The organism is Geodermatophilus sp. CPCC 206100, assembly GCF_048569675.1.
In the GTDB taxonomy this organism is placed as follows: Bacteria; Actinomycetota; Actinomycetes; order Mycobacteriales; family Geodermatophilaceae; genus Geodermatophilus.
On record NZ_JAQISV010000050.1, the window covers coordinates 13,807 to 37,176 of the forward strand.

Sequence of the window (23,370 nt, forward strand, 5' to 3'; positions counted from 1 at the left end):
GCACTCATCGTGACACGGCCGGACCCTCCGCCACGGCCAGGACGGCGGCGACCTCCCCCGGGTGGGTCTGCACGGTCATGTGCGCGGCGCCCGCGATCTGGACCAGCCGACCCCGCGGCGCGGCCGCCGCCACGGCGGCGGCCCAGTCCTCCGGGCAGAGCCGGTCACGGGTGCCCCGGACGACGGTCACCGGGACGCCGACCGCCCGCAGCCGGACGTCGATCCGGTCGGGTGCCGCCCGTCGCCACAGCGCCGCCATCGCCCGCGGACCGGTGTGCAGCCACTGCGCGAGGACCAGCGGCACCTGCCACCACGGCTCGCGCACCGCCGTCCGCAGCCAGCGCCCCACCAGCCCCCGGACCGTCCGCAGCCGCGGATCGGTGGTCGGGCCGAGCAGCACCACCGCGACGACCCGCGGGTCGGCCGCGGCGGCGGCGACGACCTGGCAGCTCTGGGAGTGCCCCACCAGGACCACCGGCCCCGTGCCCAGCCGGTCCCGCAGGCGAGCGGCCAGCTCCGCGAGCGGCGGGACCGCGCCGCGCTCCCCCATGCCGGGCAGGCAGACGACCTCGCCGGGCAGCCGGTCCCGCAGCCGCCGGGAGGATCGGGCGTCGAGGCCGAGGCCGGGGACCAGCACCAGGCGCGGCGGGGGGATCGGCACCGGAACGGTCTACCGCTCGCCCGGGGAACGCGCCGCCCGGCGGGGAGTGCGCCAGACTGTGGCCTGCGGAACACGGAGCCGCGCACGGTCGGGAGAAGCCGGAGTGGGAGACTGATTCATCATGACGACATCACCTGAGACCGCGTCCACCGGCACCTCCCCCTCCGGCCGGCCCCGGGTCGTCGTCGTCGGCTCGGGCTTCGGTGGGCTGTTCGCCGCGCAGGCGCTCAAGAAGGCCCCCGTCGACGTCACGCTGATCGCCAAGACCGGCCACCACCTGTTCCAACCGCTGCTCTACCAGGTGGCCACCGGCATCCTCAGCGAGGGCGAGATCGCCCCGCCCACCCGCGAGGTGCTGCGCCGCAACCGCAACACCCGGGTGGTCCTCGGCGAGGTCACCGACATCGACCTGACCGCGAAGACGGTCACCTCGACCATCCTGGGCCGCACGACGGTGCACCCCTACGACGAGCTGATCGTGGCCGCCGGCGCCGGGCAGTCCTACTTCGGCAACGACCGGTTCGCCGAGTTCGCCCCCGGCATGAAGAGCATCGACGACGCCCTGGAGCTGCGCGGGCGGATCTTCGGCGCGTTCGAGCTGGCGGAGCTGGCCACCGACCCCGCGGAGATCGACCGGCTGCTGACCTTCGTGGTGGTGGGCGCCGGTCCCACCGGCGTGGAGATGGCCGGGCAGATCGCCGAGCTGGCCCACCGCACCCTGCGCCGGGACTTCCGCACCATCGACCCCACCCAGGCCCGGGTCATCCTGCTCGACGCCGCCCCCGCCGTCCTGCCCTCGTTCGGCGAGAAGCTCGGCGACGCCGCCCGCCGCCAGCTCAACCAGATCGGCGTGGAGGTGCAGCTGGGGGCGATGGTCACCGACGTCGACGCCGACGGCCTGGTGGTCAAGGACGCCGACGGGCAGACCCGCCGCATCCAGGCCGCCACCAAGATCTGGGCCGCCGGCGTCCAGGCCTCCGGGCTCGGCCGGGTGCTCGGCGCGCAGTCCGGCGCCGAGGTGGACCGCGCCGGCCGGGTGTCGGTGCAGCCCGACCTCACCCTGCCCGGCCACCCCGAGGTCCACGTCGTCGGCGACATGATGAGCCTGGACAAGCTGCCCGGCGTCGCGCAGGTGGCCATCCAGGGGGGCAAGTACGCCGCCGAGGCCATCAAGCGGCGGCTGGCCGGCCGGCCCCCGCAGAAGCCCTTCCACTACGTCGACAAGGGCTCGATGGCGACCATCTCCCGGTTCTCCGCGGTCGCCGACATCTCCCGGTTCAAGTTCCAGGGCTTCATCGCCTGGGTGCTGTGGCTGGTCGTCCACCTGATGTACATCGTCGGGTTCAAGAGCCGGATCACCACGGTGCTGCACTGGATGGTCAGCTTCCTCGGCCGCGGGCGCTCCCAGCGGGTCGCCACCCAGCAGCAGGTGTACGGCCGGCTGGCCCTCGAGCACCTGGGGCCGGGCTTCTCGGTCTCCAAGAGCGGCGGCCCCAAGGACGACAGCGCGCCCTCGGAGGACGTCACCGAGCGCCGTTCCGCCTAGCGGCCGCCGGCCTTCCCAGCCAGCTGTCGAGAGCGGCGGTCACGAGGTCCGGCGGCACGACGTGGCCGCCGTCGAACTCCTCGTAGGTGACGTCGTACCCGGCGGCGGCCAGCTCCCGGGACACCCGCCGGCCGCAGCGGTCGACGTTCAGCACCCGGTCGCCGGCGCCGTGGGAGATCCACACGCGCGGGCGGCCGTGGGACGCGGGGGCGGCGACGAACCCCGGCGAGAACGCGAGCACCGCGTCGACGAGGTCGCCGTTGGCCACCCCGAGGGAGAGCGCGTAGGAGGCGCCGTCGGAGAAGCCGCCCACTGCCACCCGGGGAACCGGGTGCCGGGCGAACACCTGCTCGAGAGCGGCGTCGAGCACCGCGACGTCCCGGCCCGGACCCCCGGCGATGAGGTCCCAGGTGGCCGCGACCGAGGACGGGGCCAGCACCAGCGCCCCCCGGGCGGCGGCCGGCTCCCCGACCGTCGCCAGGCTCTGCGCGGCGGTGCCGCCGGCGCCGTGGAAGAAGACCAGCAGGGGCCGCGGGCGGGCGTCCCCGCCGGGGACGACCAGTCGCACCTCCGCGTGCGGCCCCAGGTCCAGCGTGTGCACGCCCTCGGGGTAGGGCAGCGCAGCGGGCCCGGCGGAGGGTCTGCTGTCCAGCCGGCCCTCCGCCGCCGGTCGCACGGGTCCCCCGCTCAGACCGCGTGCGCGATGGGCGGCACGTGCTCCCCGGGACGCTCCAGGTGCAGCGGCTGCAGGGGCCGGGTGTCGTCGAGGTACAGGAAGGCGTCGTAGCGCTCGGCCAGCACGGTCGGCACGTAGTTCCCCCACCGCTCGCGGGAGGGACGGTAGACGACCCCGATGGCGCGGTGGTCCAGCCGCCGGTCCAGCTCCGGGGGGCGGGCCGCGCCGGGCTCCCACACCAGCAGCGCGTCGGCCCCGACCTGCTCGTGCAGCAGCGCCTCGAGGCTGCCCGGCCGAGCCGGGGGCACCGGCATCCGCTCCATCTGGGCGCCCCACTCCTCCCCCGCGACCACCCCGCCGCGGTATCCGCCGAAGCCGACGAGGACGACGTCCGACGCGCCGTGGCGCTCGCGCAGCAGCTGCCCCACGTTGACCATCCCGGCGTCGGCCATGTCGGTGGCGCGGGCGTCGCCGATGTGCGTGTTGTGCTCCCAGACCACGACCTTGCCCCCGGCGTGGGCCAGCAGCCGGTCCAGGACGTCGGCCATGTGGACGTCCCGGACGTTCCACGACTCCGCCGAGCTCTGCACCATCGCCCGGTAGTAGCGCTCGGCGTCGACGACCACGGCGGCGTTCTGCTCGGCGGAGAACCGGGCCTCCGGGTCGGTCTGCGCCTCCTCCCGGCCCCGGTCCCCGCACAGGCGGTGCAGCAGGTCGACCACCGCCTGCTCGCACGTGGTCGGGGCGAACCGGCTGGCGAAGGCGTACTCGGCGCCGTCCTCCCCGAAGGGCTCGAAGCACTGCAGCGCCCGGACCGCCTGGTCCACGTGCTCAGGCTCGTGCTCCCTCAGCCAGGCGACGAGCTCGTGGATGGAGTCCCAGAGGCTGTAGACGTCGAGCCCGTAGAAGCCGACCCGCTCGGGCTCGGGCCGCCCGGCGTTCAGCTCGCGCAGCCAGCGGCAGAACTCGACCACCTCGTCGTTGGCCCACATCCAGGTGGGCCAGCGGGAGAAGGCGTCCAGCGCGTCGTACGGGTCGGCGTCGGCCCCCTCGCGCAGCCGCACGCTGCGGTTGACCCGGTAGCAGTCCGGCCAGTCGCCCTCGACCGCGACGAACCGGAAGCCGCGTTCGGTGACCAGCCGGCGGGTGAGCGCCGCCCGCCAGGCGTAGTACTCGTGCGTGCCGTGACTGGCCTCGCCGATGGCCACGACCCGTGCGTCGCCCACCCGCTCGAGCAGCGGGTCGAGGTCGGCGGGGTCCCGCAGCGGGCGGGCGAGCTCCCGCAGGCGCTGGGCCACGGGCCTACTCCGCGCTCCCGGGCTCGGCCAGCTTGGCGTGCCCGGCCGCCTTGAGCCGGTCGGGCAGCACCGCGTTGCCCGCCGCCTGCGCCTTCGTCAGCAGCGAGCCGGCCACCACCTTGTCCTTGCCGGCCATGAGCGCCTGGAAGCCCTGCTCCGCCACCTGGGCCGGGTCGTCCTTGGGGCCGGCGCCGAGCTTGGTGTCCTCGAGCTCCGCGCGGTCGAAGAAGTCGGTGTCGGTGGGCCCGGGCATCAGCGACGTCACCGTCACCCCGGTGTCGCGCAGCTCGGCCGCCAGGGCCTCGGCGAAGGACTGGACGAAGGACTTCGAGGCGTTGTAGATCGCCTGGTAGGGCCCCGGCATCGTCGACGCGATCGACGAGGTGATCAGCAGCCGTCCCTCGTCGCGCGCCGCCATGTCCCGCAGCACCAGCTTGGCCAGCCGGACGGTCGAGGTGACGTTGAGCTCGATGATCTCGAGGTCCCGCTCGACGGGGACCTCGACGAACGCGCCCCCCTGCCCGACGCCGGCGTTGAGGGCCGCGGCGGCCAGCGGCCGGCCGGTGGCCTCGACGGCGGCCCACAGCGCCTCGACCCCGGTGGCCGAGCGCAGGTCGGCCTGGAACCCGGAGACCGCGGTGCCGGAGCTGCGCAGCTTCGCCGCCGCGGTGTCGATGGTCGGGTCCTCGGCGTTGACGATCAGGTCGAAGCCGGCCTCGGCGAACTGCCGGGCCAGCTCGAAGCCGATCCCGCTGGAGGCTCCGGTGACGAGGGCGAGGGGGCGGGGTTCGGTCATGGCGCTCCCCCTACCCCGCGGCTCCGGGGCCAACCTCAGCCGGCCTCGACCGCGCCGTCCCGCACCACCTGGGCGGCGACCGCCCGCGCGTCCCCGGTGGCCGCCCAGGTGCGGCGCTGCCGGGCCGCGGAGGTGCCCCGGGTCCACAGCCTGGACACCAGGGCGGCCACCTCGTCCTCCTCGCCGGCGGCGCGCAGGTCGTCGGCGAGCTCGGCCAGGAGCGCGTCGACGGCGGCCCGCGCCGGCACCGGCTCGCCGCGCACGGGGTCGAACAGCTCCCCGTCCAGGCCGTCCTTCGCCGCCCGCCAGCGCGCGGCGCGCAGCAGCTCGGGGCGGGGGTCGGGGACCGGCTCGCCGACCGCGGTCCGGCCGGCGAGGATCCGCACCAGCGAGCGGGCCAGCGCCGCGTGCAGGACGGCGGCGTCGAGGTCGGTGCAGACGTCGGCCAGGCGGAACTCCACCGTCGGGTAGCGGGCCGACGGGCGCAGGTCCCAGTACAGGTGCCGGGCGTCGCCGATCGCGCCACCGCGCACCAGTGCGGCGACCAGCTCCCGGTAGCGCTGCACGCTGCCCAGGTGCTCGGGTGGCCCGGCGTTGGGCCAGCGCCCCCACCACTGGGTGCGCCAGCTCTCGTAGCCGGTGTCGACGCCGTCGTGGAACGGCGAGCTGCCCGTCATGGCCAGCAGCACGGGCAGGTACGGCCGCGCCCGGTCCATCACCGCGACCGCTGTCGCCAGGTCCGGGACACCGACGTGCACGTGGCAGCCGCAGATGTCCTGCTGACGGGCGAGGGCCGCCCACCGGGTCACCATGTCGTCGTAGCGCGCGTCGGGGGTCATCGGCTGGTCGCGCCAGGAGCCGAACGGGTGGGTGGAGGCGGCCAGGAGCACCAGCCCGGCACGCGCGGCGGCGGCCGCGGCCTCGGTGCGCGTGGTGACCAACTGCGCGCGCAGCTCGGCGAGGGTGGTGCAGACCGCGGTCGCCGTCTCCAGCTGGGTGGTCGTGATCTCGGCGAGCACGTGCGCCCCGGCCGTGCCCGCCAGCGCGGCGGCCGCCACCTCCGGCGCCGGGGTCAGCGCGAAGGTGACCGGGTCGACCAGGTGGAACTCCTCCTCCACGCCGACGGTGCCGCCGGCCGGCGGACCGGTCACGGCTGGGCGAACCAGGCGAAGCCGAGCCCGGGGACGACCAGCCGGCCGCCGGTCACCGGCAGCAGCCCGTCGCTGCCGTGGACCTGCTCGAAGGTGCCGAAGCCGGTGACCGTGTCGGCGTCCACCGTCCGCGGCTCGGGTGCGACGTTCGCCAGGCCGACGAAGGTGCCGCTGCGCGGGTGCCGGCGCGACCAGGCCAGCACCGCGTCGTCGCCGGCGTCCAGCACGACCGACTCGACGCCGCCGCGCAGGGCCAGCAGCGACCGCCGGACCTCCCCCAGCCGGCGCAGCTGCCCGAACACCCGGCCCTCCAGTGCGGCGCGGTGGGAGCGGCGGGCGGCGGCGGCCCAGTCCATCGGCGGGCGGTGCATCCAGCGGTTGTCCGGCGCGCGCTCGGGGTCGGCCAGGTACCCGGTGTCGTTGCGCAGGGCCAGCTCGTCGCCCATGTAGAGCAGCGGGATGCCGCCGAAGGCGTAGGTGACCGAGTGGAGCAGCAGCAACCGGCGGATCCCCCGCTCCAGCGCCTCGTCGTCCCCCTCGGCCAGCGCCGCCTCGATGCCGCACAGCGACGCCGCGGAGCCGGAGATCCGCGCGTCGCCGGTGACCGCGTTCTCCTGGAACAGCGCGCCGCGGGCGAACGACCCCGGGAAGCGGCCGGCGTAGAAGTCGTTGAGGAAGCGCCGGTGGCCGGAGCCGTCGACGCCGGTCGCCGCGGCGTCCTCGTCGGCGACCGCCCAGCCGATGTCGTCGTGCCCGCGGACGTAGGTGACCCAGGTGGAGCTGGGCGGGATCGGCTTCATCCGGCGCAGCGCGGTACGGGCCAGCCGGACGTCCTGGGTGGCCAGGCTGCTCCACAGCAGCACCATGAGCTGGTTGTGGTAGGCCAGCTCGCACTCGGGGCGGAAGCGCTCGTGCCCGCCGAGGTAGGGCACGAGGTCGTCGGGCGACACGATCGCCTCCGCCTTGAACACCACGCCGGGCGCGGCCAGGCGGGTCAGCGCGTGCAGCAGCTGGAGCAGGCTGTGCCCCTCCGGCTGGTTCTGGCAGCTGGTGCCCAGCCGCTTCCACATGAACGGGACGGCGTCCATGCGGAAGACGTCGACCCCGCGGTTGGCCAGCCACCCGATCTCGCCGAGCATCGCCAGCGTGACCTCGGGGTTGGTGTAGTCCAGGTCCCACTGGTAGGGCCAGAACGTCGTCCACACCCAGCCGCCGGCGCCGCCGCAGGCCTCCGGCACCCAGCTGAACGAGCCGGGCGCCCGGTCGGGGAAGACCTCCGGGATGGTCGCGTCGTACGCGTCGGGCATCGTCCGGTCCGGGAAGGCCGTGTAGAAGTCTGCGTGGGCGGGGTCGCCGGCCAGCCAGCCCTGCGCCCAGGGGTGCTCGCGGGCGGTGTGGTTGAGCACGAGGTCGATGCACAGACTCATGTCGCGCTCGTGCAGCGCCGCGGCCACCCGCTCGAGGTCGGCCATCGAGCCCAGCCGCGGATCGACCGCCCGGTAGTCGGCCACCGCGTAGCCGCCGTCGTTCTCGCCGGGGCGCGGCCGCAGCAGCGGCATGAGGTGCAGGTAGGTGGTGCCCAGCTCGGCGAGGTGGTCCAGGTGGCCGGGCAGCCGGTCGAGGGTGCCGCAGAAGCGGTCGACGTAGCAGACGTAGCCCTGCACCCGCGGGTCCTGGAACCACGCGGGGTCGATCTCGCGGCGGCGGTCCAGCCGGCGCAGCGGCTCCGGCCGCTCGGCGGCGGCGGACAGGACGACGGACAGCGCCCGCTCGAACAGCTCGTCGGCGGCCGCGCCGTAGAGCACCGCGAGCGGCTCGTGGACGTCGTGCAGCGCGAGGTCGGCGCGGGCGACGAAGGCGTCGGCCTCGGCCTCCCCGAGCGCCGCGACCGCGGCCTCCTGCACGCGGGGACGCAGCCGCGCCCACGCCCGTTCCGCGGCCTCCCGGCGCGCGGCCGCTGCGACCGTCACCGGCTCAGTATCGGGGGGCTGTTCGCCCACGGCATGACCGCCGCCACACCGCTGCCCGGAGGAGTTCACTGGTTCCTGTAATCGAGTAATCAGGAGGCGCCATGAGCCTGGCACCGGGACCGGAGACCGACGCGCTGGACGCGTACTCCCGCATCGTGACCGCGGTCGCGGCCGAGCTGACCCCGCACGTGGCCGCACTGCAGGTGACCGGGCCCGACGGCCGGGGCGGCGCCGGGTCGGCCGTCGTCGTCCCCGGGGACGGCCTGCTCGTGACCAACGCCCACGTGGTGGGCGCCGCGCGGGCCGGCCGGGCGGTGTTCAGCGACGGCAGCGAGAGCGACGTCGAGGTCGTGGGCGCCGATCCGCTCTCCGACCTCGCGGTGGTCCGCGCCCGCGAGGCGACCCCGCCGCCGGCCGAGCTGGGCGACGCCGCCGAGCTGCGGGTGGGCCAGCTCGTCGTCGCGGTCGGCAACCCGCTGGGGCTCGCCGGCTCGGTGACCGCCGGGGTGGTGAGCGGCCTGGGCCGGTCGCTGCCCACGCGGAACGGGCGCACCGCACGGGTGGTCGAGGACGTCATCCAGACCGACGCCGCGCTCAACCCGGGCAACTCCGGCGGCGCGCTGGCCGACTCCGCCGGCCGGGTGGTCGGGATCAACACCGCCGTCGCGGGCTGGGGCCTGGGCCTGGCCGTGCCGGTGAACACCACGACCCGGCGGATCGTGGCCGCCCTGGTCCGCGACGGCCGCGTGCGGCGGGCCTACCTCGGGCTGGTCAGCACGCCCGCGCCGCTGCCGGCTCCGCTGGCCGAGCGCACCGGGCGCCGGCGGGGGCTGCGGGTCGTCGACGTCGTCGCCGGGTCGCCCGCCGACCGGGCCGGCCTCAAGGCCGGGGACCTGGTGCTCGAGGCCGCGCGGCAGCCGGTCGCCGAGGCGCAGAGCCTGCAGCGCCTGCTGTTCGAGGACGCCATCGGCCGGCCGCTGCCGGTGACGGTGTCCCGGCGCGGTGCGATGGTCGACGTGATCACGGTCCCCACCGAGCTCACCGGCGGGTGACCCGTCCTCCCCCGATCGGGGGCCTCCCCCGGCGCCGCGCTGCAGAGCGTCACCGGTCCGGTCGATCCTGACCGCGACCACCCAGGGGAGGACAGACGTGGACGGGAACCGGCCGACAGGCGTCGCGCTGCTCGCGTTGCTGTACGCGATCAGCGCCGCCCTGTGCGTCGCGGGTGCGCTGTTCCCGATGTCGCCGGACACCCCCGTGCGCCTCGCCTGGGGCCTGGCCGCCGTCGGCGCGCTCGGCGCCGCGCTGCTGTGGTGGCGGCGGGACCGCCTGGGCGACCGTGCGGTGCACCTCGCCGTCGCCCTGATGTCGGTGCTCATCGGGGTGCTGGCCTGGCGCTCGGCCACCGCGGTGGGGATCGTCGGCCTGGGCCCGGCGATGGTGGCCGTGGGCCTGTTCTGCGGCCACCAGCTGACCGCCCCGGCCACGCGGCTGCACCTGGCCTTCCTGGTCACCGCGACGACCGCCGGCGCCCTCGCCGCCGCGCCGTCGGGGTTCGCCGTGCCGTGGCTGACGATGACCGTCACCGTCGTGGTCGTCGCCGAGGCGCAGTCGCGCCTCTCCGGCCGGCTGCACCAGGCCGCCGCGACCGACCCGCTGACCGGCCTGGCGAACCGGCGAGCCTGGGAGGCCGGCGCCGAGCGCAGCCTCGCCCACGCCCTGCGCAGCGGTGAGCCGCTGACCGTCGCCGTCCTGGACCTGGACGGCTTCAAGGCCATCAACGACGAGGACGGCCACCACGCCGGGGACGTGCTGCTGCGGTCGCTGGCCCGCGCGTGGAGCAGCGAGCTGCGCACCGCCGACCTGCTCGGCCGCTACGGGGGCGACGAGTTCGTCCTCTGCCTGCCGGCCACCGACGCGCCGGCCGCCACCGAGCTGCTGGGCCGCCTGCGGGCCGGCCACCCGGCGTCCTGGTCGGCCGGCACCGCGACCGCCGCCCCCGGCGACTCGGTGAGCGGCCTGCTGCTGCGCGCCGACGCCGAGCTCTACCGGCAGAAGCGCCGCAGCCGCCGCCCGGCCTGAGCGCGGACCCCGCCCCGTCCTGCCCCGGGGGCCGTCCGACCCTGTGCGCACCGCCCCCTGCGGTGCAGGGTGGCCCGGTCCCCTGAGGAGGCCGGCATGGCGACCATCGTGGTCTGCGGTGGCGGGGTCATCGGGCTGTGCGCGGCGCTGATGATGGCCGACGACGGGCACGAGGTGACCGTGCTGGAGGCCGATCCCCGCGACCCGCCCGACACCCCGGTGGCGGCGTGGGACGACTGGCAGCGCGCCGGCGTCGCCCAGTTCCGGCAGCCGCACTCCCTCTTCCCCCGGTTCCGCCAGGTCGCGGAGGAGGAGCTGCCCGGCCTCGTCGACCGGCTGACGGCCGCCGGCTGCACCTGGGGCGACTACACCTCTCCCCTCCCCCCGTCGATCACCGACCGGAGCCCGCGGCCCGGGGACGACCGGCTGCGCTTCGTGACCGGCCGGCGGCCGGTCGCCGAGGCGGCCGTCGCCGCCGCGGCCGAGGAGCACCCGGGGGTCACCGTGCGCCGCGGGACGCGCGCCGCCGGTCTGGTGTCCGGGCCACCGCCCCTGCGCGGGGTGCCGCACGTCGCCGGGGTCCGCACCAGAGACGGCGCCGAGCTGCCCGCCGACCTGGTGGTGGACGCGACCGGCCGCAAGACGACCGGGGCCGACTGGCTGGCCGAGCTCGGCGCCCGACCGCCGCACGTGGAGAGCCAGACCGGCGGCTTCGTGTACTACACCCGCTACTACCGCGGCCCGGAGATGCCGCAGCGGATCGGCCCCCAACTGACCCCGCTCGGCAGCATCTCGATCATCACGCTGGTCGGTGACAACTCCACCTGGTCGGTGACGGTCTTCGGGCCGACCCGCGACGCCCCGCTCAAGGCCGTGCGCGACCCCGCGGCCTTCACCCGCGTGGTGTCGGCCTGCCCGCGCCAGGCGCACTGGCTGGACGGCGAGCCCATCTCCGACGTGCTGGCGATGGCCGGCGTCCTGGACTGCTACCACCGGCTGGTCGTCGACGACGCCCCCGTGGTGACCGGCTACGCGCCGGTCGGCGACGCGTGGGCGTGCACCAACCCCTCCGCGGGGCGCGGCGTGTCGGTCGGCATGGTGCAGGCCCAGCAGCTGCGGGCCACGGCCCGGGAGCACCTGGCCGACCCGGCCACGTTCGCCCGCGCCTACGACGAGGCCACGGAACGCGCGGTGACGCCCTTCTACCGCAACCAGGTCTCCGCCGACCAGGCGCGGATCGCCGAGATGGACGCACTGCGGGAGGGCCGCGAGCCCCCGCCACTGGACCCGCGGCGGGCGCAGCTGCTGGCCGCCGCGGCGCACGACGCCGACGCGTTCCGCGGGCTGCTGGAGATCATCACCTGCGTGGCGCTGCCGGAGGAGGTGTTCGCCCGGCCCGGGATGCGGGAGCGGCTGGACGACCACGCCGGCCAGCTCCCGCCGGTCGCGCCCGGCCCCGACCGGCGGGAGCTGCTGGACCTGCTCGTGGGCTGAGTCAGGGACGCCGCCAGTCGTCGGTCCTCAGGTGCGAGCCGGCCATCGGGCCCATCTGGAGCATCCCGCCGTCCACGGCCCACGACGCGCCGGTGACGTAGGACGCCCCCGGCGAGGCGAGGAAGGCGACCACCGCCGCGACCTCCCGCGCGTCTCCGGGGCGGCGCAACGGGACGCCGGGGCGCTCGTGCCCGGGTGCGGTGGGGTCCTCGTCCTCCTGGCCGGTCATCGCGGTGGCGATCTCACCGGGCGCGACGGCGTTCACGGTGATCCCGTGCTCGGCGAGCTCCAGCGCAGCGACCCGGGTGAGCAGCCCGAGGCCCCCCTTGGCCGCGCAGTAGGCGGCGGCGCCGACCCGTGGCTGGTGCTCGTGGACGCTGGTGATGTTGACGATCCGCCCACCGCGGCCGGCCGCCACCATGCGCCGGGCCGCGCGCTGCAGGCAGAGGAACGCGGCGTCCAGGTCGGTGGCGATGACCTCCCGCCAGGTGGCGAGGTCGGTGTCGAGGACGGAACTCGTGTGGCCGGTACCGGCGTCGTTGACCAGCACGTCCACCCCGCCGAGCGCCTCGGCCAGGTCGTCGATGACGTCGGCCGCGTCCGGCAGGCGGGTGAGGTCGGCGTGCCGGACCTCCGCGCGGCGGCCCCGCGCCTGCACCTCCTCCGCGGTGGCCTCGGCCGCCGCCTGCTCCCGGTACCAGGTGATGCCGATGTCGCAGCCGGCCTCGGCGAGGGCGACGGCGGTCGCTCGGCCGATGCCCGACTCCGAGCCGGTGATGATCGCGACTCGGGGCACTGTCTGGCTCATGCCCCGACGCTATGGACAGCGCGGACCAACCGCAGGTCGGCCCCGTCCCGGGTCCCGCCCCGAGCCTTCGAGGGGTGGGGAGGACGGGGTCCTTCGTCAGGCCGCGGCGGCGACGAGGCGCTCGTCGAGGAGGGCGTCCACCGACGCCCGGGCCTCCTCGACCAGCCGGGTGTTCGCGGCCGACGGGCTGTGCGCCTCGGCGCTGCGGGCGACCCCGAGGGCGATGAAGGCGACCGCGATCTGCAGGTCGAGGTCGTCGATGCTGGTGACGGTGCGGGTCACGATGACCTCCGCGGGTGCGTGTCCTGTCTCTCGATGACCCGCACGCTAGGCCGGGGGTACGACAGTTCCCGGGGCCGGCCAGGTGTCCCGACCGGCCCCCGGGACCTCACGCCGTCCGGCTCTCCCGGTCGTAGTTGCGGCCGAGGAACGCCGGCACCCGCGCCCAGCGGAACGCGAAGATCATCACCAGCAGCGTGGCCACGTAGGGAACCACCAGCAGCACCTGGCTGGGGATCCCGACGTCCCCGACCTCCGCCCGCAGCGCGATGACGTCCATCGCCGCGAAGAACAGCGCCCCGGCCGCGATGAACTGCGGGCGCCAGCCGCCGAAGAAGGTCAGCGCGATCGCCAGCCAGCCGCGGCCGCCGATGATCCCCTCGGTGAACGTGCCGGTGTAGACCATCGGCAGGTAGGCGCCGGCGACCGCCATGAGCGCCCCCCCGGCGGTCGCCGTCCAGATGCGGGTGCGGGCCACCGCGATGCCGAGGCTGTCGGCGGCCTTCGGGTTCTCCCCCACCGCGCGCAGGTCCAGGCCGGCGCGGGTGCGGTACAGGAACAGGTACAGGCCGACGGCGACCAGGGCCGTCAGGTAGACGAGCAGGTTGTGCGAGAACAGCACGGGGCCCACCACCGGGATGTCGCTGAGCAGCGGGATCTCCAGCCGGGGCAGCGTCTCGATGAGCGGCTGCGACCCGGTCTCCCCCACGACCACGCGGAACAGCAGCCCGGCCAGCCCGGTGGCGGCGAAGAACAGCGCCAGGCCGATGACGAACTGGTCCAGCCGCAGGGACGTCGTCGCCCAGCCCAGCACCAGCCCGAACAGCGCCCCCACCGCGGCCGCCGTGAGGATGCCGACGGTGTTGCTGCCGACGCCGTAGCTGACCAGGAAGCCCACCGAGGCGCCGAGGACCATGACGCCCTCCTGCGAGACGCTGAAGACGCCGGCCAGGCCGCCCAGCATCGTGCCGAGCGAGGCCAGCAGGTAGGGCACCGTCGCGATCACGGTGAGCTGGGCCAGGGTCTCGAACTCCGTCATGCCGCGGCCCTCCGCGCGAGGCGCCCGGCGATCACGTCGGACAGGAGCAGGAAGATGAGGATGAGGGCCTCGATGATGAGGACCATCTCGGCCGGCACCCCGACCGTGCGCTGCATGGAACTCGCCCCCACCTCGAGGATCGAGATGCCGAAGGCGACCACCGGCACCCACAGCGCGTTCCCGCGGGCGATGAGCCCGACGATGATGCCGAGCAGCAGGTAGTTGGCCTGCATGCCCTCGATGGCGCGGCCGTGGACCCCGGAGACCTCGATCGCCCCGGCCAGCCCGGCCAGCGCGCCGCCGACGACGAGGGCGACGACGGCGATCCGGCCGACCCGGATGCCGTTGATCGCCGCGGCGCGTGGGTTGGTGCCGGCCGCGCGCAGCTCGAAGCCGGCCGCCGTCCGCCGGGTGACCACGATGCTGGCCAGGCTGACCAGCACCGCGAGCAGGATGCCGGCGTGCACCCCCGGCGGGCCGCCGAGGACGGGCAGCTCGGCCGCCTCGCCGACCGTCTGGGTGGCCGCGACCCCGGCCGCCGGGTCGGCCCACACCTCCGTGGCGGCGTAGTCGAGCACCTGGAACGAGACGAAGTTCAGCAGCACCGTGCTGAGGATCTCGTTCACGCCGAACCGGCCCATGAGCAGCGCGGCGATGCCGGCCCAGACCGCGCCGGCGAGCACGCCGGCCAGCAGCACCAGCGGCAGCAGCAGCACCGTGGGCAGGTCGCCGTAGACGATCCCGACGCCGGCCGCGGCCGTGCCGCCGACCAGCAGCTGGCCCTCGCCGCCGATGTTGAAGCGGTTCACCGCCAGCGGGATGGTGAAGGCCAGCGCCAGCAGCACGACGGTGACCCACTTGGTGAGGGTCTCGGTGAAGCCGAACGTCGTCTTGAACGACGTGGACAGGATCGTGGTGAAGGCGCCGACGGCGTCGTAGCCGAGCACCGCCATGACCACGCCGGAGACGAGGAAGGCCAGCACCAGGGCGAGCACGTAGGGCAGCAGGTTCCGCACCAGCCGCAGGCCGCCGTGCAGCGGGACCTCCGGCGCCTCGGTCTGCGTCGGTGCGGTCGGGGCGCTCATGCGTCCTCCCGGACGCCGGCCATCAGCCGGCCGAGTGCGTAGGCGTCGAAGTCCCCGCGGGCGCGCTCGCCGACCACCTCGCCGGAGTAGAGCACCACCATGCGGTCGGCCAGGAGGCTCAGCTCGTCGAGGTCCTCGGAGATGAGGACGACGGCGCAGCCCCGGTCGCGGGCCTCCTCGACGCGGTCGTAGACGAAGCGGGTGGAGCGCAGGTCCAGCCCGCGGGTGGGGTTCTGCAGCACGAGGACCGACGGCTGACGCTCGAAGGCGCGGGCCAGGATGAGTCGCTGGATGTTGCCCCCGGAGAGGTTGCCGGCCGGGGCGTCGGGGCCCGGCGTCCGGATCGAGTAGCGCTCGATGGTGGTGCGGCTGTGCTCCCGGACCCGGCGCCAGTCGATCAGCCCGGCCCGCCGGTAGCTCCCGCTGCGCTGGGCGCCCAGCAGCAGGTTGTCCGTCACCGTCGCCGCGCCGAGGATGCCGTCGCGGTGGCGGTCCTCCGGGACGTAGGCGATGCCGGCGTCCAGCCACTGCCGGGTGGGCCGGCCGGCCAGCTCGGCGCCGTCCACGTGCACGCTGCCGCTGCGCACCGGCCGGGCGCCGGCCAGGGCCTCGGCCAGCTCGACCTGCCCGTTCCCGGCGACGCCGGCCACGCCGAGGACCTCCCCCGCCCGGACGGCGAGGTCCAGGCCGGTCAGGGCCGGCACGCCCTGGTCGTTGTCGACGCCGAGCCCGGAGACCGCGAGCCGCACGGGCGCCTCGGCGACCGCGTGCTCGGGGGTGTCGGGCGCCGCCTCGCCGACCGGCGCCAGGCCGAGCGCGGCGGCCACCTCGGAGGAGGACTCGTCGGCCAGCTCGCCGACCATCAGGCCGGCGACCCGCTCGGCGTCGGTCTCGGCGCGGCGGACCGTGGTGAGCCGGCGGCCGTCGCGCATGACCGAGATCCGGTCGCAGATGGCCAGCACCTCGCGCACCTTGTGCGAGATGAACACGACGCTGGTCCCCTCGGCGACGATCTCCCGCAGCGAGGCGAACAGCGCGTCGACCTCCTGCGGCGTGAGGTTGGTCGTCGGCTCGTCGAGCACCAGGATCCGCGCGCCGCGGTAGAGCACCTTGAGGATCTCCACCCGCTGGCGGGCACCGACCGACAGCCGGTCGGTGCGCGCCCGCGGGTCGACCGCGAGGCCGAACCGGTCGGAGAGCTCGGCGATCCGGCGGCCGGCCTTCCGCAGCCCGCCGGAGCGGCCGCTGGTGCCGACGACGACGTTCTCCACGACCGAGTAGGCCGGGACCTGGAGCAGGTGCTGGTGGACCATCCCGATGCCCAGCCCGATGGCGTCGCGCGGCGACCGGACGGTGACCTCGCGGCCGTCGACCAGGACGGTCCCGGAGTCGGGCCGGTAGAGCCCGTACAGGACGTTCATCAGCGTGGTCTTGCCCGCGCCGTTGCCACCGACCAGGCCGTGGACCTCACCGGCCGCCAGCTCGAAGTCGGCGTCCACCAGCGCCTTCACCGGCCCGAACGACTTGGTCACGCCGCTCATCCGCAGCGGCACGCGCTCCGCGGGCGGGGACTCCGGCGCCCCCGCCCGCGGGTGACCCGACGCCGTCACTCGACCGGGGTGACGTCGCGCTCGACCTCGATTTCGCCGCTGGTGAGCCCGTCGATCACCTCGTTGACCTGGTCCACGACGGCCTGGTCGACCCCGGCCGGGGGCTGCAGCGAGATGCCCTGCTCGAAGCTCATCCCGAGGTAGCCGCCGGTCTCGCCGTCCTGCACCTGCCCGAGGATCTCGTCGAGCATGACCGAGAAGTCGTAGAGCACCGAGGTCAGGTAGTGGTCAGGCGCCAGGTCGGACTTGTCGGTGTACTTGGCGGTGATCCGGACCGAGCCGGCCGGCTCGGCCTTGACCGCCTCGAACGCGCCCACCATGCCCAGGTTCAGCGAGCCGAGGACGACGTCGGCGCCACCGGCCACGAGCTGGCTGGTGAACTGCTGGCCGCGGGTCGGGTCGTTGAGGTCACCGGTCCACACCGGGGTGAGGGTCGCCGAGGAGCCGACGTCGGCCAGGGCCTGCTCCACGGCGTGCACCTCGGAGTAGCTGAACGGCAGCGTGGCCCCGCCGAGGTAGGCGATCTGCTGGCTCTGCGTGGTCGCCGCGGCCAGGACGCCCAGCGGGTAGAAGGCCAGGTGGAAGTTCCGGTCGAGCACCCAGACGTTGTCCGGGACGTCCTCGGGCTCGGTGTCCTGCTCGGCGATGAAGACGACGTCCGGCGCCTCCTCGGCCACCGCGACGGTCGCGTCGTAGAACTGGCTGCCGTGGGTCCAGATGACGGTGTAGCCGTCGGCGACGTACTCCCGCAGGACCCGCTGGGCGTCGGGCACCGCGACGCTCTCGGAGAAGGTGGTCTCGGCGCCGTACTCGGCCTCCGCCGCCTCGAGCGCCTCGAGGCCCAGGAAGGTGTAGTCCGCGTCGGTGGTGGTGCCGGAGAAGACCGCGGCGATGCGGGGCGCCTCCCCGTCCCCGCCGCCGGTGCCACCGCCCCCGCCGCCGCCGTCGTCGCTGCCGCCGCAGGCCGTCGCCGTGAGCAGCAGCGCGGAGCACATCGCGGCGGTTCGGAGGAACACACGGGCCGGGGGCATGGACGCCACATCCTCGGATCTCGGGGTCGGAGCCGCGAGCCTGTCAGCCCGGGGTTGCCCGGCTCCCGACCGAGGCGCCAGCCGAGACCGAATCGATACCGAGCAGGGAGCGCCGGAACCGGTCCGACCACTCGCGCAGGAGATCCCGCAGCTCGGGCGGGGTGACGACGGTGAACTCGGCACCCAGCGACCCGAGGGCGAACGCGGGCCAGTCCAGGTTGTCGGTCTCCATGTGCACCCGCGTGCGGCCGGGCCCGTCCTCGACCACCCGCGCCCAGCGGCCGATGCGGTCGCGCACCCGATCGGCCGGCGCCGCGACCACCGCCTCGACGGCGACCGCGGTCGCCCCCGGCCCCATCCCCGCGCGCACGAAGGCCGCGGCGTCCTCGGCGGGCAGCCGGCGCGGGGCGAAGCGGGCGCCGGTGGGCCGCGGCCGGGTCAGCCGGTCCAGCCGGAAGCTGCGCCAGTCGCCGCGCAGCAGGTCGTAGGCGACCAGGTACCAGCGGCGCCCCGAGGCCACGAGCCGCGCGGGCTCGACCTCCCGCTCGGTCTCGGCGCCGTCGCCGGCGGTGTAGGCGAACACCAGGCGCTCGGTGTCCCGGCAGGCCTGGGCCACCGCGGTCAGCACCTCCGGGTCGATCGGGGTCCCGCCGTCGCGCCACCCGGCCGGTTCGGTGACCGCGCGCAGCGCGTCCGCCCGGCGACGCAGCCGCGGGGGCAGCACCTGCACGACCTTGGTCAGGGCCCGCACCGACGACTCCGCCGTCCCGGCGATCGCGCTCTGCGTGGCGGCCTGCAGGCCGACGACGAGCGCGACGGCCTCCTCGTCGTCGAGGACCAGCGGCGGCAGCGCCGCACCGGGGGCCAGCCGGTAGCCGCCGTCGACACCGGGCTGGGCCTCCACCGGGTAGCCCAGCTCGCGCAGGCGCTCGACGTCGCGCCGCAGGGTCCGCAGCGAGACGCCGAGCCGCTCGGCCAGGTCGGCGCCGGCCCAGTGCCGCCGGCCCTGCATCAGCGACAGCAGTCGCAGCGTCCGGTTGCTCGTGTCGGCCATGACGCCAGATTCTCTCTGATTGCGGTCAGGAACTGGCACCAATGGGATCTAGCGTCGTCCTCGACGGATCCTCCGACGGAAGGCGAGCACGATGACGAACGCGACGACCACCCTGACCGGCGAGCGGGCCGACCTCCTGGAGACCCTCGCCGCCCACCGGTACTTCCTGCGCCACACCGTCCAGGGGCTGACCGACGAGCAGGCGCGGCAGCGGACGACCGTCAGCGAGCTGACGCTGGGCGGGCTGCTCAAGCACGTCGCCGCGCAGGAGGCGGCCTGGGTCCGGTTCGTCCTGGAGGGCCCGTCGTCCATGCCCGGCCCGGACGACGCCGAGCAGATGGCGAAGTGGGCCGAGGAGTTCCGGATGGGCCCGGACGAGACGCTCGAGGCGATCCTCGCCCGCTACGAGGAGGTGGCCCGGCGCACCGACGACCTGGTGCGCACGCTGCCCGACCTCGACGCGTCGCACCCGCTGCCCGAGGCGCCGTGGTTCCCGAAGGGCGCCGTCCGCTCGGCCCGCCGGGTGTTCGTGCACATCGTCGCCGAGACCGCCCAGCACGCCGGGCACGCCGACATCCTGCGGGAGTCCCTCGACGGCCAGAAGACGATGGGCTGACCCCCGCGGCCCCGCCGGGCGGCGGCGCGGAGGCCGGTCAGCCCTCCTCGAGCGCCCGCAGAGCGGCCACCGCCCGGTCCCGGGCGCCCGCGGCGTCGGTGGCCTGCCGCTCCGCCGTCCGGCGGTGCCGCTCGGCGCGCTTGAGCTCCTCGGCGGTCTCCGCGGCCTCGCGCTCGGCGCGGGCCAGCTCATCGGCCAGCTCCGCGACCCGCGCCTGCAGGTCGGCCCGCCGGGCGTCGAGGTCGTCGACCCGTCGCTGCTCCTCCTCGGCCGCGGCCCGGGCCTCCGCGGCGACGGTCTCCGCCTCCTCCGCCGCCTGCCGGGCCTCCTCCAGCGCGCGGCGCCGGCGCTCCTGCTCCGCCCGCCGGGCCTCCTCCTCGCGACGGCGGGCCTTCTCCTCGCGCTGCCGGCGGCGCTCGGCCGCGTCGCCGCCCCGTGGCCGCGGCTCCTTCGGCGGGCGCTCCGGGCGCGGCGGCACCAGGTGCAGCGCCGGCCGGGTGCCCGTCGTTCCCAGGCCGCTGTAGGACATCGGCGAGACCAGGCGCCCGGACAGCAGCGCCTCCCCCGCCTCCGGGTCGGTCATCCCTGCCCGCAGCGTGTCCTCGACCTGGGCCTGCACCGAGCTGCTCACCCGCTGCCCGTGCTCGCGGGCGAGCGCCGCCGCCTGCCGGGTGAGGGCGGTGAGCAGCTGCGAGCGCTGGCGGTTGAGCGCCTTGAGCTGGTCGCCGGCGAGGTCCTCCTGGGCCTGGCGCAGCAGGTCACCGAGCTCCACCAGCCCCTCGATCTCCGCGCGGTGCGCGCGCACCAGCAGGTTGCACACCCACGCGGCGGTGGACGGCTTGGGCAGGCCGCCGATCTCCTTGGCCAGCCCGCGGTCGCCGTCGGCCCGCGCCTCGTCGGCGCGCTGCTTGCGCAGGGCGGTGAACTCCTCGGGCGGCACCTCGTAGAGCTCCTCGGCCACCTCCTCGAGGTCCACGGCACCCCTCCTCGCGGTCCGGACCTGCGCACCCGCCGGTCATCCTCCACGCGTCGCCCGCCCGACGGCGCGTGACAGGCAGCCCGTCCGCGCCCCACCATGCCGGGTCATGGACACCACCCGGCTGGAACGCCGTCTGCGGGCACCGCGGTCGGCGGTGTACCGCGCCCTCCTGGACCCCGGGGCGGTGGCCCGCTGGCGCGTTCCGCACGGGATGGCCAGCCGGGTGCACCGGTGGGAGGCGCGCGAGGGCGGGACGGTGCGGGTCTCCCTGACCTACGAGACGACCGGGCAGACGGGCAAGACGACAGCCTCCACCGACACTTACACCGGCCGCTTCGTGCGGCTGGTCCCCGACGAGACGGTGGTCGAGGTCGACGAGTTCGAGACCGACGACCCCGACCTGCGCGGCGAGATGACGATGACGGTCACGCTCGCCGACACCGAGGACGGCACCCTGCTGGTGGCCGTGCACGAGGGGCTGCCCCGCGGGGTCTCCGCGGCCGACAACGAGGCCGGCTGGACGTCGGCCCTGGACCGCCTCGCCGCACTCGTGGAGGGCCGCGGCTGATCCGTCGTCAGGCTCCTCCGGTGCGCGGCGCCTGCCAGATGTCGATGCCGGCGTCGACGGCGTGCTGGTCGATGGCGGCCAGCTCCTCGTCGCTGAAGGCCGGATGCGCCAGGGCGCCGACGTTCAGCTCGAGCTGCTCGACGCTGCTCGCGCCGATGAGCACCGTGGTCACCCGCGGGTCGCGCAGCGCCCAGGCCAGCGCCATCTGTGCCAGGCCCTGCCCGCGCTCCCGGGCGATGCCGTCGAGCGCCCGCACGTGGGTCAGCGCCTCCTCGGTGAGCAGGTCGGTCGACAGCGACTTGCCCTGGCTGGCGCGCGACCCCTCGGGGATGCCGTCGAGGTACTTGGTCGTGAGCATCCCCTGGGCCAGCGGCGAGAAGGCGATGCAGCCGGCGCCGACGTCGGCCAGCACGTCGAGCAGGCCCTCGGTCTCGATCCAGCGGTTGAGCATCGAGTAGGAGGGCTGGTGGATCAGCAGCGGCGTCCCGAGGTCGGCGAGGATCGCCGCGGCCCGCGCGGTGTCCTGCGGCCCGTAGCTGGAGATGCCGGCGTAGAGGGCCTTCCCGGCCCGGACGGCGGAGTGCAGCGCGCCCATCGTCTCCTCGAGCGGCGTGGTCGGGTCCGGCCGGTGCGAGTAGAAGATGTCGACGTACTCCAGGCCCATGCGGCGCAGCGACTGGTCCAGGCTCGCGGTCACGTACTTGCGGGAGCCGCCGCCCTGGCCGTAGGGGCCGGGCCACATGTCGTAGCCGGCCTTGGTGGAGATCACCAGCTCGTCGCGGTACGGCCGGAAGTCGTCGGCGAGGTGCCGGCCGAAGTTGGTCTCCGCCGACCCGTAGGGCGGTCCGTAGTTGTTGGCCAGGTCGAAGTGGGTGATGCCCAGGTCGAAGGCCCGGCGCAGGATCGCGCGCTGCCGCTCGAACGGGACGTCGTCCCCGAAGTTGTGCCACAGCCCGAGGCTGACCGCCGGCAGGTCCAGGCCGCTGCGGCCGGTGCGCCGGTAGGTCATGGAGTCGTAGCGGTCGTCGGACGCTCGGAAGCCCATGCGCCCGATCCAACCAGCGCCCTCGCCTCGCGGCCTCGGGAACGGCTGCGGCCGGCCCGCGGGGTGTCGTCAGGGACGAGGGCACCCCCTAGGGTCGAGCCGTTGGATGTCGGGCTCGTCGACGGGAGATCACCGTGCTCCGCCTCCTCGGACTCCTGCTGGTCGTCTGGCTCGCGATCACCGTCATCGGGGCCGTCGTGAAGGGCCTGTTCTGGCTGGCCGTCGTCGGGCTGCTGTTCTTCCTGGTCACCGCCGCGCTCGGGTGGCACAAGCGGGGCACCCGGGTCTGACCCGGGCTCCTCCGCGAGGCGGCGCGGCCCGGGCAGCACGACGGCCCCGCCCCTCCTCGCGGAGGGACGGGGCCGTCGGCGCTGCGGACCAGCCGTGCGGCGTGCTCAGGCCGCCCGGTAGTTCACGTGGACGTGGTCGAAGTGGTTGGCCGTGGCGCTGCCGCGGTCCTCCATCGCCTTCCACGAACCGGTCGGCGAGGTCAGGATCCGCTGCTGCCAGATGACGTACTCCACGCCGAGCTCGTCCCAGTGCTCGATCTGGTACTGCGCGATCGCGTCGCCGAGGCCGGCGTCGGCGACCATGTAGTCCAGCGCCAGGCCCGACGGGTGACCGTGCGGGTCGACGGCGCTGGCGCGGGTGCCGCCGATGGTGATGCCGGCGGCACCGGGGACGTTGCTGACGACCGCGTCGGCGGCGGCCTGAGCCTGCGGCTTGACCGCGCCGGCGCTGTTGGTGATCTTGGCGACTGCCGTAGCCGGGGCGGCCACGGGAGCCGCGGCGGCCACCGGAGCGGGGGCGGCCTCGGGAGCGGGGGCGGTCGCCGCCTGCGGAGCCGGCGCCGAGTTGCCGACCGTGCCCGACTCGGGAGCCGGAGCCGGAGCGGAGGCCGGGGCGGGGGCCGGGGCGACCTGCTCGTCGCCGGCGACCTCGAGCACCTGGCCCGGGAGGATCCGGTTGGGGTTGCTCCCGATGACGTCGAGGTTGCGCTGGTACAGCTCGCGCCACCGCTCACCGTGCGCGGCCGCGATCTTGGCCACCGTGTCGCCGCGGCGGACGGTGTAGTCGCCGCCCCCCGCGGCGTGGCGACCGTAGGTCTCGGCGGTCTCGGCGGTCTCGGCGGCGGGCTGCGCCGGAGCCGGCTGCTCGGCAGCCGGCTGCTCCGGCGCCGGCGCGGGGGTCGACGCCAGCGCGGCCGGGGTGGTGCCGTCGGTCAGGCGCTTGCCGCAGGTCGGCCAGGCGCCGACGCCCTGACCGGCGAGCACCTTCTCCGCCGTCTCGACCTGCTGGGCGGGGGTGGCCAGGTCGGCGCGGGGCGCGAAGGCGGTACCGCCGAACGCGGCCCAGGTCGACTGACTGAACTGCAGGCCACCGAAGTAGCCGTTGCCGGTGTTGATGCTCCAGTCCCCGCCGGACTCGCAGGCGGCGACGCCGGTCCAGTCGTGCGTGGTGGAGGCCTGTGCGGGAGAGGTGAGGACGCCCAGCCCGACGACGGTGGCGCCCGTCGCGACGGGGACACGGGCGAGTGCCTTCTTGGTGCGGACGTAACGGGGCGCGCGGTGCTTGGACATGG

General features: G+C 75.3%; 23 protein-coding genes. 7 read left to right on the forward strand and 16 right to left on the reverse strand.

The genetic code is table 11. The features are described from left to right. Positions 1 to 4: 4 nt before the first annotated feature. On the reverse strand, positions 5 to 661 hold the full coding sequence (locus tag PGN05_RS20970; protein WP_419754514.1) for an alpha/beta fold hydrolase: 657 nt from the start codon (positions 659 to 661) through the stop codon (positions 5 to 7). A 121-nt stretch (positions 662 to 782) separates the two neighbouring features. Between PGN05_RS20970 and PGN05_RS20975 the strand changes: the two genes are divergently transcribed. After that, positions 783 to 2,207 carry an NAD(P)/FAD-dependent oxidoreductase gene (locus PGN05_RS20975; RefSeq protein ID WP_419754515.1) on the forward strand — a complete coding sequence of 475 codons (1,425 nt, stop codon included), beginning with the start codon at positions 783 to 785 and terminating at the stop codon, positions 2,205 to 2,207. On the opposite strand, the gene PGN05_RS20980 is transcribed toward PGN05_RS20975, so the two are convergent. The 5 genes from PGN05_RS20980 to PGN05_RS21000 all read right to left on the reverse strand — a co-directional run bounded on the left by PGN05_RS20980 (position 2,185) and on the right by PGN05_RS21000 (position 8,098). Beyond that, positions 2,185 to 2,808 (reverse strand): alpha/beta hydrolase, encoded by a 624-nt coding sequence (locus PGN05_RS20980; protein ID WP_419754516.1) that lies wholly within the window; start codon positions 2,806 to 2,808, stop codon positions 2,185 to 2,187. The two genes, PGN05_RS20975 and PGN05_RS20980, sit on opposite strands and share 23 nt — an antisense overlap. A gap of 86 nt (positions 2,809 to 2,894) precedes the next feature. Next, positions 2,895 to 4,181 (reverse strand): erythromycin esterase family protein, encoded by a 1,287-nt coding sequence (locus PGN05_RS20985; protein ID WP_419754517.1) that lies wholly within the window; start codon positions 4,179 to 4,181, stop codon positions 2,895 to 2,897. Positions 4,182 to 4,185: 4 nt separating this feature from the next. Then, positions 4,186 to 4,977, reverse strand: a complete 792-nt coding sequence (locus tag PGN05_RS20990; protein ID WP_419754518.1) for an SDR family NAD(P)-dependent oxidoreductase — start codon at positions 4,975 to 4,977, stop codon at positions 4,186 to 4,188. 35 nt (positions 4,978 to 5,012) lie between these two features. Further along, on the reverse strand, positions 5,013 to 6,128 hold the full coding sequence (locus PGN05_RS20995) for a carboxylate-amine ligase (protein WP_419754519.1): 1,116 nt from the start codon (positions 6,126 to 6,128) through the stop codon (positions 5,013 to 5,015). Further along, positions 6,125 to 8,098, reverse strand: coding sequence for an alpha-amylase family protein (locus PGN05_RS21000; protein ID WP_419754520.1), 1,974 nt, complete (start codon positions 8,096 to 8,098; stop codon positions 6,125 to 6,127). The genes PGN05_RS20995 and PGN05_RS21000 overlap by 4 nt, the downstream gene beginning before the upstream one ends. A gap of 101 nt (positions 8,099 to 8,199) precedes the next feature. Between PGN05_RS21000 and PGN05_RS21005 the strand changes: the two genes are divergently transcribed. The 3 genes from PGN05_RS21005 (at position 8,200) to PGN05_RS21015 (ending at position 11,674) form a co-directional block, all read left to right on the forward strand. Beyond that, a complete protein-coding gene (locus tag PGN05_RS21005) occupies positions 8,200 to 9,150 on the forward strand; it encodes a S1C family serine protease (protein WP_419754521.1) in 951 nt (316 codons plus the stop codon). A 97-nt stretch (positions 9,151 to 9,247) separates the two neighbouring features. Further along, positions 9,248 to 10,180, forward strand: a complete 933-nt coding sequence (locus tag PGN05_RS21010) for a GGDEF domain-containing protein (RefSeq protein ID WP_419754522.1) — start codon at positions 9,248 to 9,250, stop codon at positions 10,178 to 10,180. 96 nt (positions 10,181 to 10,276) lie between these two features. After that, positions 10,277 to 11,674 (forward strand): FAD-dependent oxidoreductase, encoded by a 1,398-nt coding sequence (locus tag PGN05_RS21015; RefSeq protein WP_419754523.1) that lies wholly within the window; start codon positions 10,277 to 10,279, stop codon positions 11,672 to 11,674. Position 11,675: 1 nt separating this feature from the next. On the opposite strand, the gene PGN05_RS21020 is transcribed toward PGN05_RS21015, so the two are convergent. The 7 genes from PGN05_RS21020 to PGN05_RS21050 all read right to left on the reverse strand — a co-directional run bounded on the left by PGN05_RS21020 (position 11,676) and on the right by PGN05_RS21050 (position 18,580). Next, the gene (locus PGN05_RS21020) at positions 11,676 to 12,482 is read right to left on the reverse strand and encodes an SDR family oxidoreductase (RefSeq protein ID WP_419754524.1); all 807 of its coding nucleotides are present in this window, start codon (positions 12,480 to 12,482) and stop codon (positions 11,676 to 11,678) included. 96 nt (positions 12,483 to 12,578) lie between these two features. Further along, positions 12,579 to 12,764: a hypothetical protein gene (locus PGN05_RS21025; protein WP_419754525.1), complete on the reverse strand. Its 186-nt coding sequence runs from the start codon at positions 12,762 to 12,764 to the stop codon at positions 12,579 to 12,581. 106 nt (positions 12,765 to 12,870) lie between these two features. After that, on the reverse strand, positions 12,871 to 13,800 hold the full coding sequence (locus PGN05_RS21030; protein ID WP_419754526.1) for an ABC transporter permease: 930 nt from the start codon (positions 13,798 to 13,800) through the stop codon (positions 12,871 to 12,873). Continuing rightward, entirely contained in the window at positions 13,797 to 14,885 is a 1,089-nt protein-coding gene (locus PGN05_RS21035; RefSeq protein WP_419754527.1) for an ABC transporter permease, read from the reverse strand. The genes PGN05_RS21030 and PGN05_RS21035 overlap by 4 nt, the downstream gene beginning before the upstream one ends. Continuing rightward, positions 14,882 to 16,417, reverse strand: coding sequence for an ABC transporter ATP-binding protein (locus tag PGN05_RS21040; protein WP_419754528.1), 1,536 nt, complete (start codon positions 16,415 to 16,417; stop codon positions 14,882 to 14,884). The genes PGN05_RS21035 and PGN05_RS21040 overlap by 4 nt, the downstream gene beginning before the upstream one ends. Before the next feature lie 74 nt (positions 16,418 to 16,491). After that, positions 16,492 to 17,526, reverse strand: a complete 1,035-nt coding sequence (locus tag PGN05_RS21045; protein ID WP_419754529.1) for a BMP family ABC transporter substrate-binding protein — start codon at positions 17,524 to 17,526, stop codon at positions 16,492 to 16,494. Positions 17,527 to 17,569: 43 nt separating this feature from the next. Beyond that, positions 17,570 to 18,580 carry a helix-turn-helix transcriptional regulator gene (locus PGN05_RS21050; RefSeq protein WP_419754530.1) on the reverse strand — a complete coding sequence of 337 codons (1,011 nt, stop codon included), beginning with the start codon at positions 18,578 to 18,580 and terminating at the stop codon, positions 17,570 to 17,572. 91 nt (positions 18,581 to 18,671) lie between these two features. Here PGN05_RS21050 and PGN05_RS21055 point away from each other — a divergent pair, with 91 nt between their 5' ends. Further along, positions 18,672 to 19,196 carry a DinB family protein gene (locus PGN05_RS21055; protein ID WP_419754531.1) on the forward strand — a complete coding sequence of 175 codons (525 nt, stop codon included), beginning with the start codon at positions 18,672 to 18,674 and terminating at the stop codon, positions 19,194 to 19,196. 37 nt (positions 19,197 to 19,233) lie between these two features. On the opposite strand, the gene PGN05_RS21060 is transcribed toward PGN05_RS21055, so the two are convergent. Beyond that, positions 19,234 to 20,172 (reverse strand): hypothetical protein, encoded by a 939-nt coding sequence (locus PGN05_RS21060; RefSeq protein WP_419754532.1) that lies wholly within the window; start codon positions 20,170 to 20,172, stop codon positions 19,234 to 19,236. Between the two features lie 109 nt (positions 20,173 to 20,281). On the opposite strand from PGN05_RS21060, the gene PGN05_RS21065 reads away from it, so the two are divergent. Next, positions 20,282 to 20,743 carry an SRPBCC family protein gene (locus PGN05_RS21065; protein WP_419754533.1) on the forward strand — a complete coding sequence of 154 codons (462 nt, stop codon included), beginning with the start codon at positions 20,282 to 20,284 and terminating at the stop codon, positions 20,741 to 20,743. A gap of 7 nt (positions 20,744 to 20,750) precedes the next feature. Here PGN05_RS21065 and mgrA read toward each other — a convergent pair whose 3' ends face one another. Continuing rightward, positions 20,751 to 21,788: an L-glyceraldehyde 3-phosphate reductase gene (gene mgrA / locus PGN05_RS21070; RefSeq protein ID WP_419754534.1), complete on the reverse strand. Its 1,038-nt coding sequence runs from the start codon at positions 21,786 to 21,788 to the stop codon at positions 20,751 to 20,753. 134 nt (positions 21,789 to 21,922) lie between these two features. On the opposite strand from mgrA, the gene PGN05_RS21075 reads away from it, so the two are divergent. Beyond that, positions 21,923 to 22,078 carry a hypothetical protein gene (locus tag PGN05_RS21075; RefSeq protein ID WP_419754535.1) on the forward strand — a complete coding sequence of 52 codons (156 nt, stop codon included), beginning with the start codon at positions 21,923 to 21,925 and terminating at the stop codon, positions 22,076 to 22,078. A gap of 105 nt (positions 22,079 to 22,183) precedes the next feature. Here the strand turns inward: PGN05_RS21075 and PGN05_RS21080 are convergent, their stop codons facing one another. Beyond that, a complete protein-coding gene (locus tag PGN05_RS21080) occupies positions 22,184 to 23,368 on the reverse strand; it encodes a transglycosylase family protein (RefSeq protein WP_419754536.1) in 1,185 nt (394 codons plus the stop codon). Positions 23,369 to 23,370 lie beyond the last annotated feature (2 nt).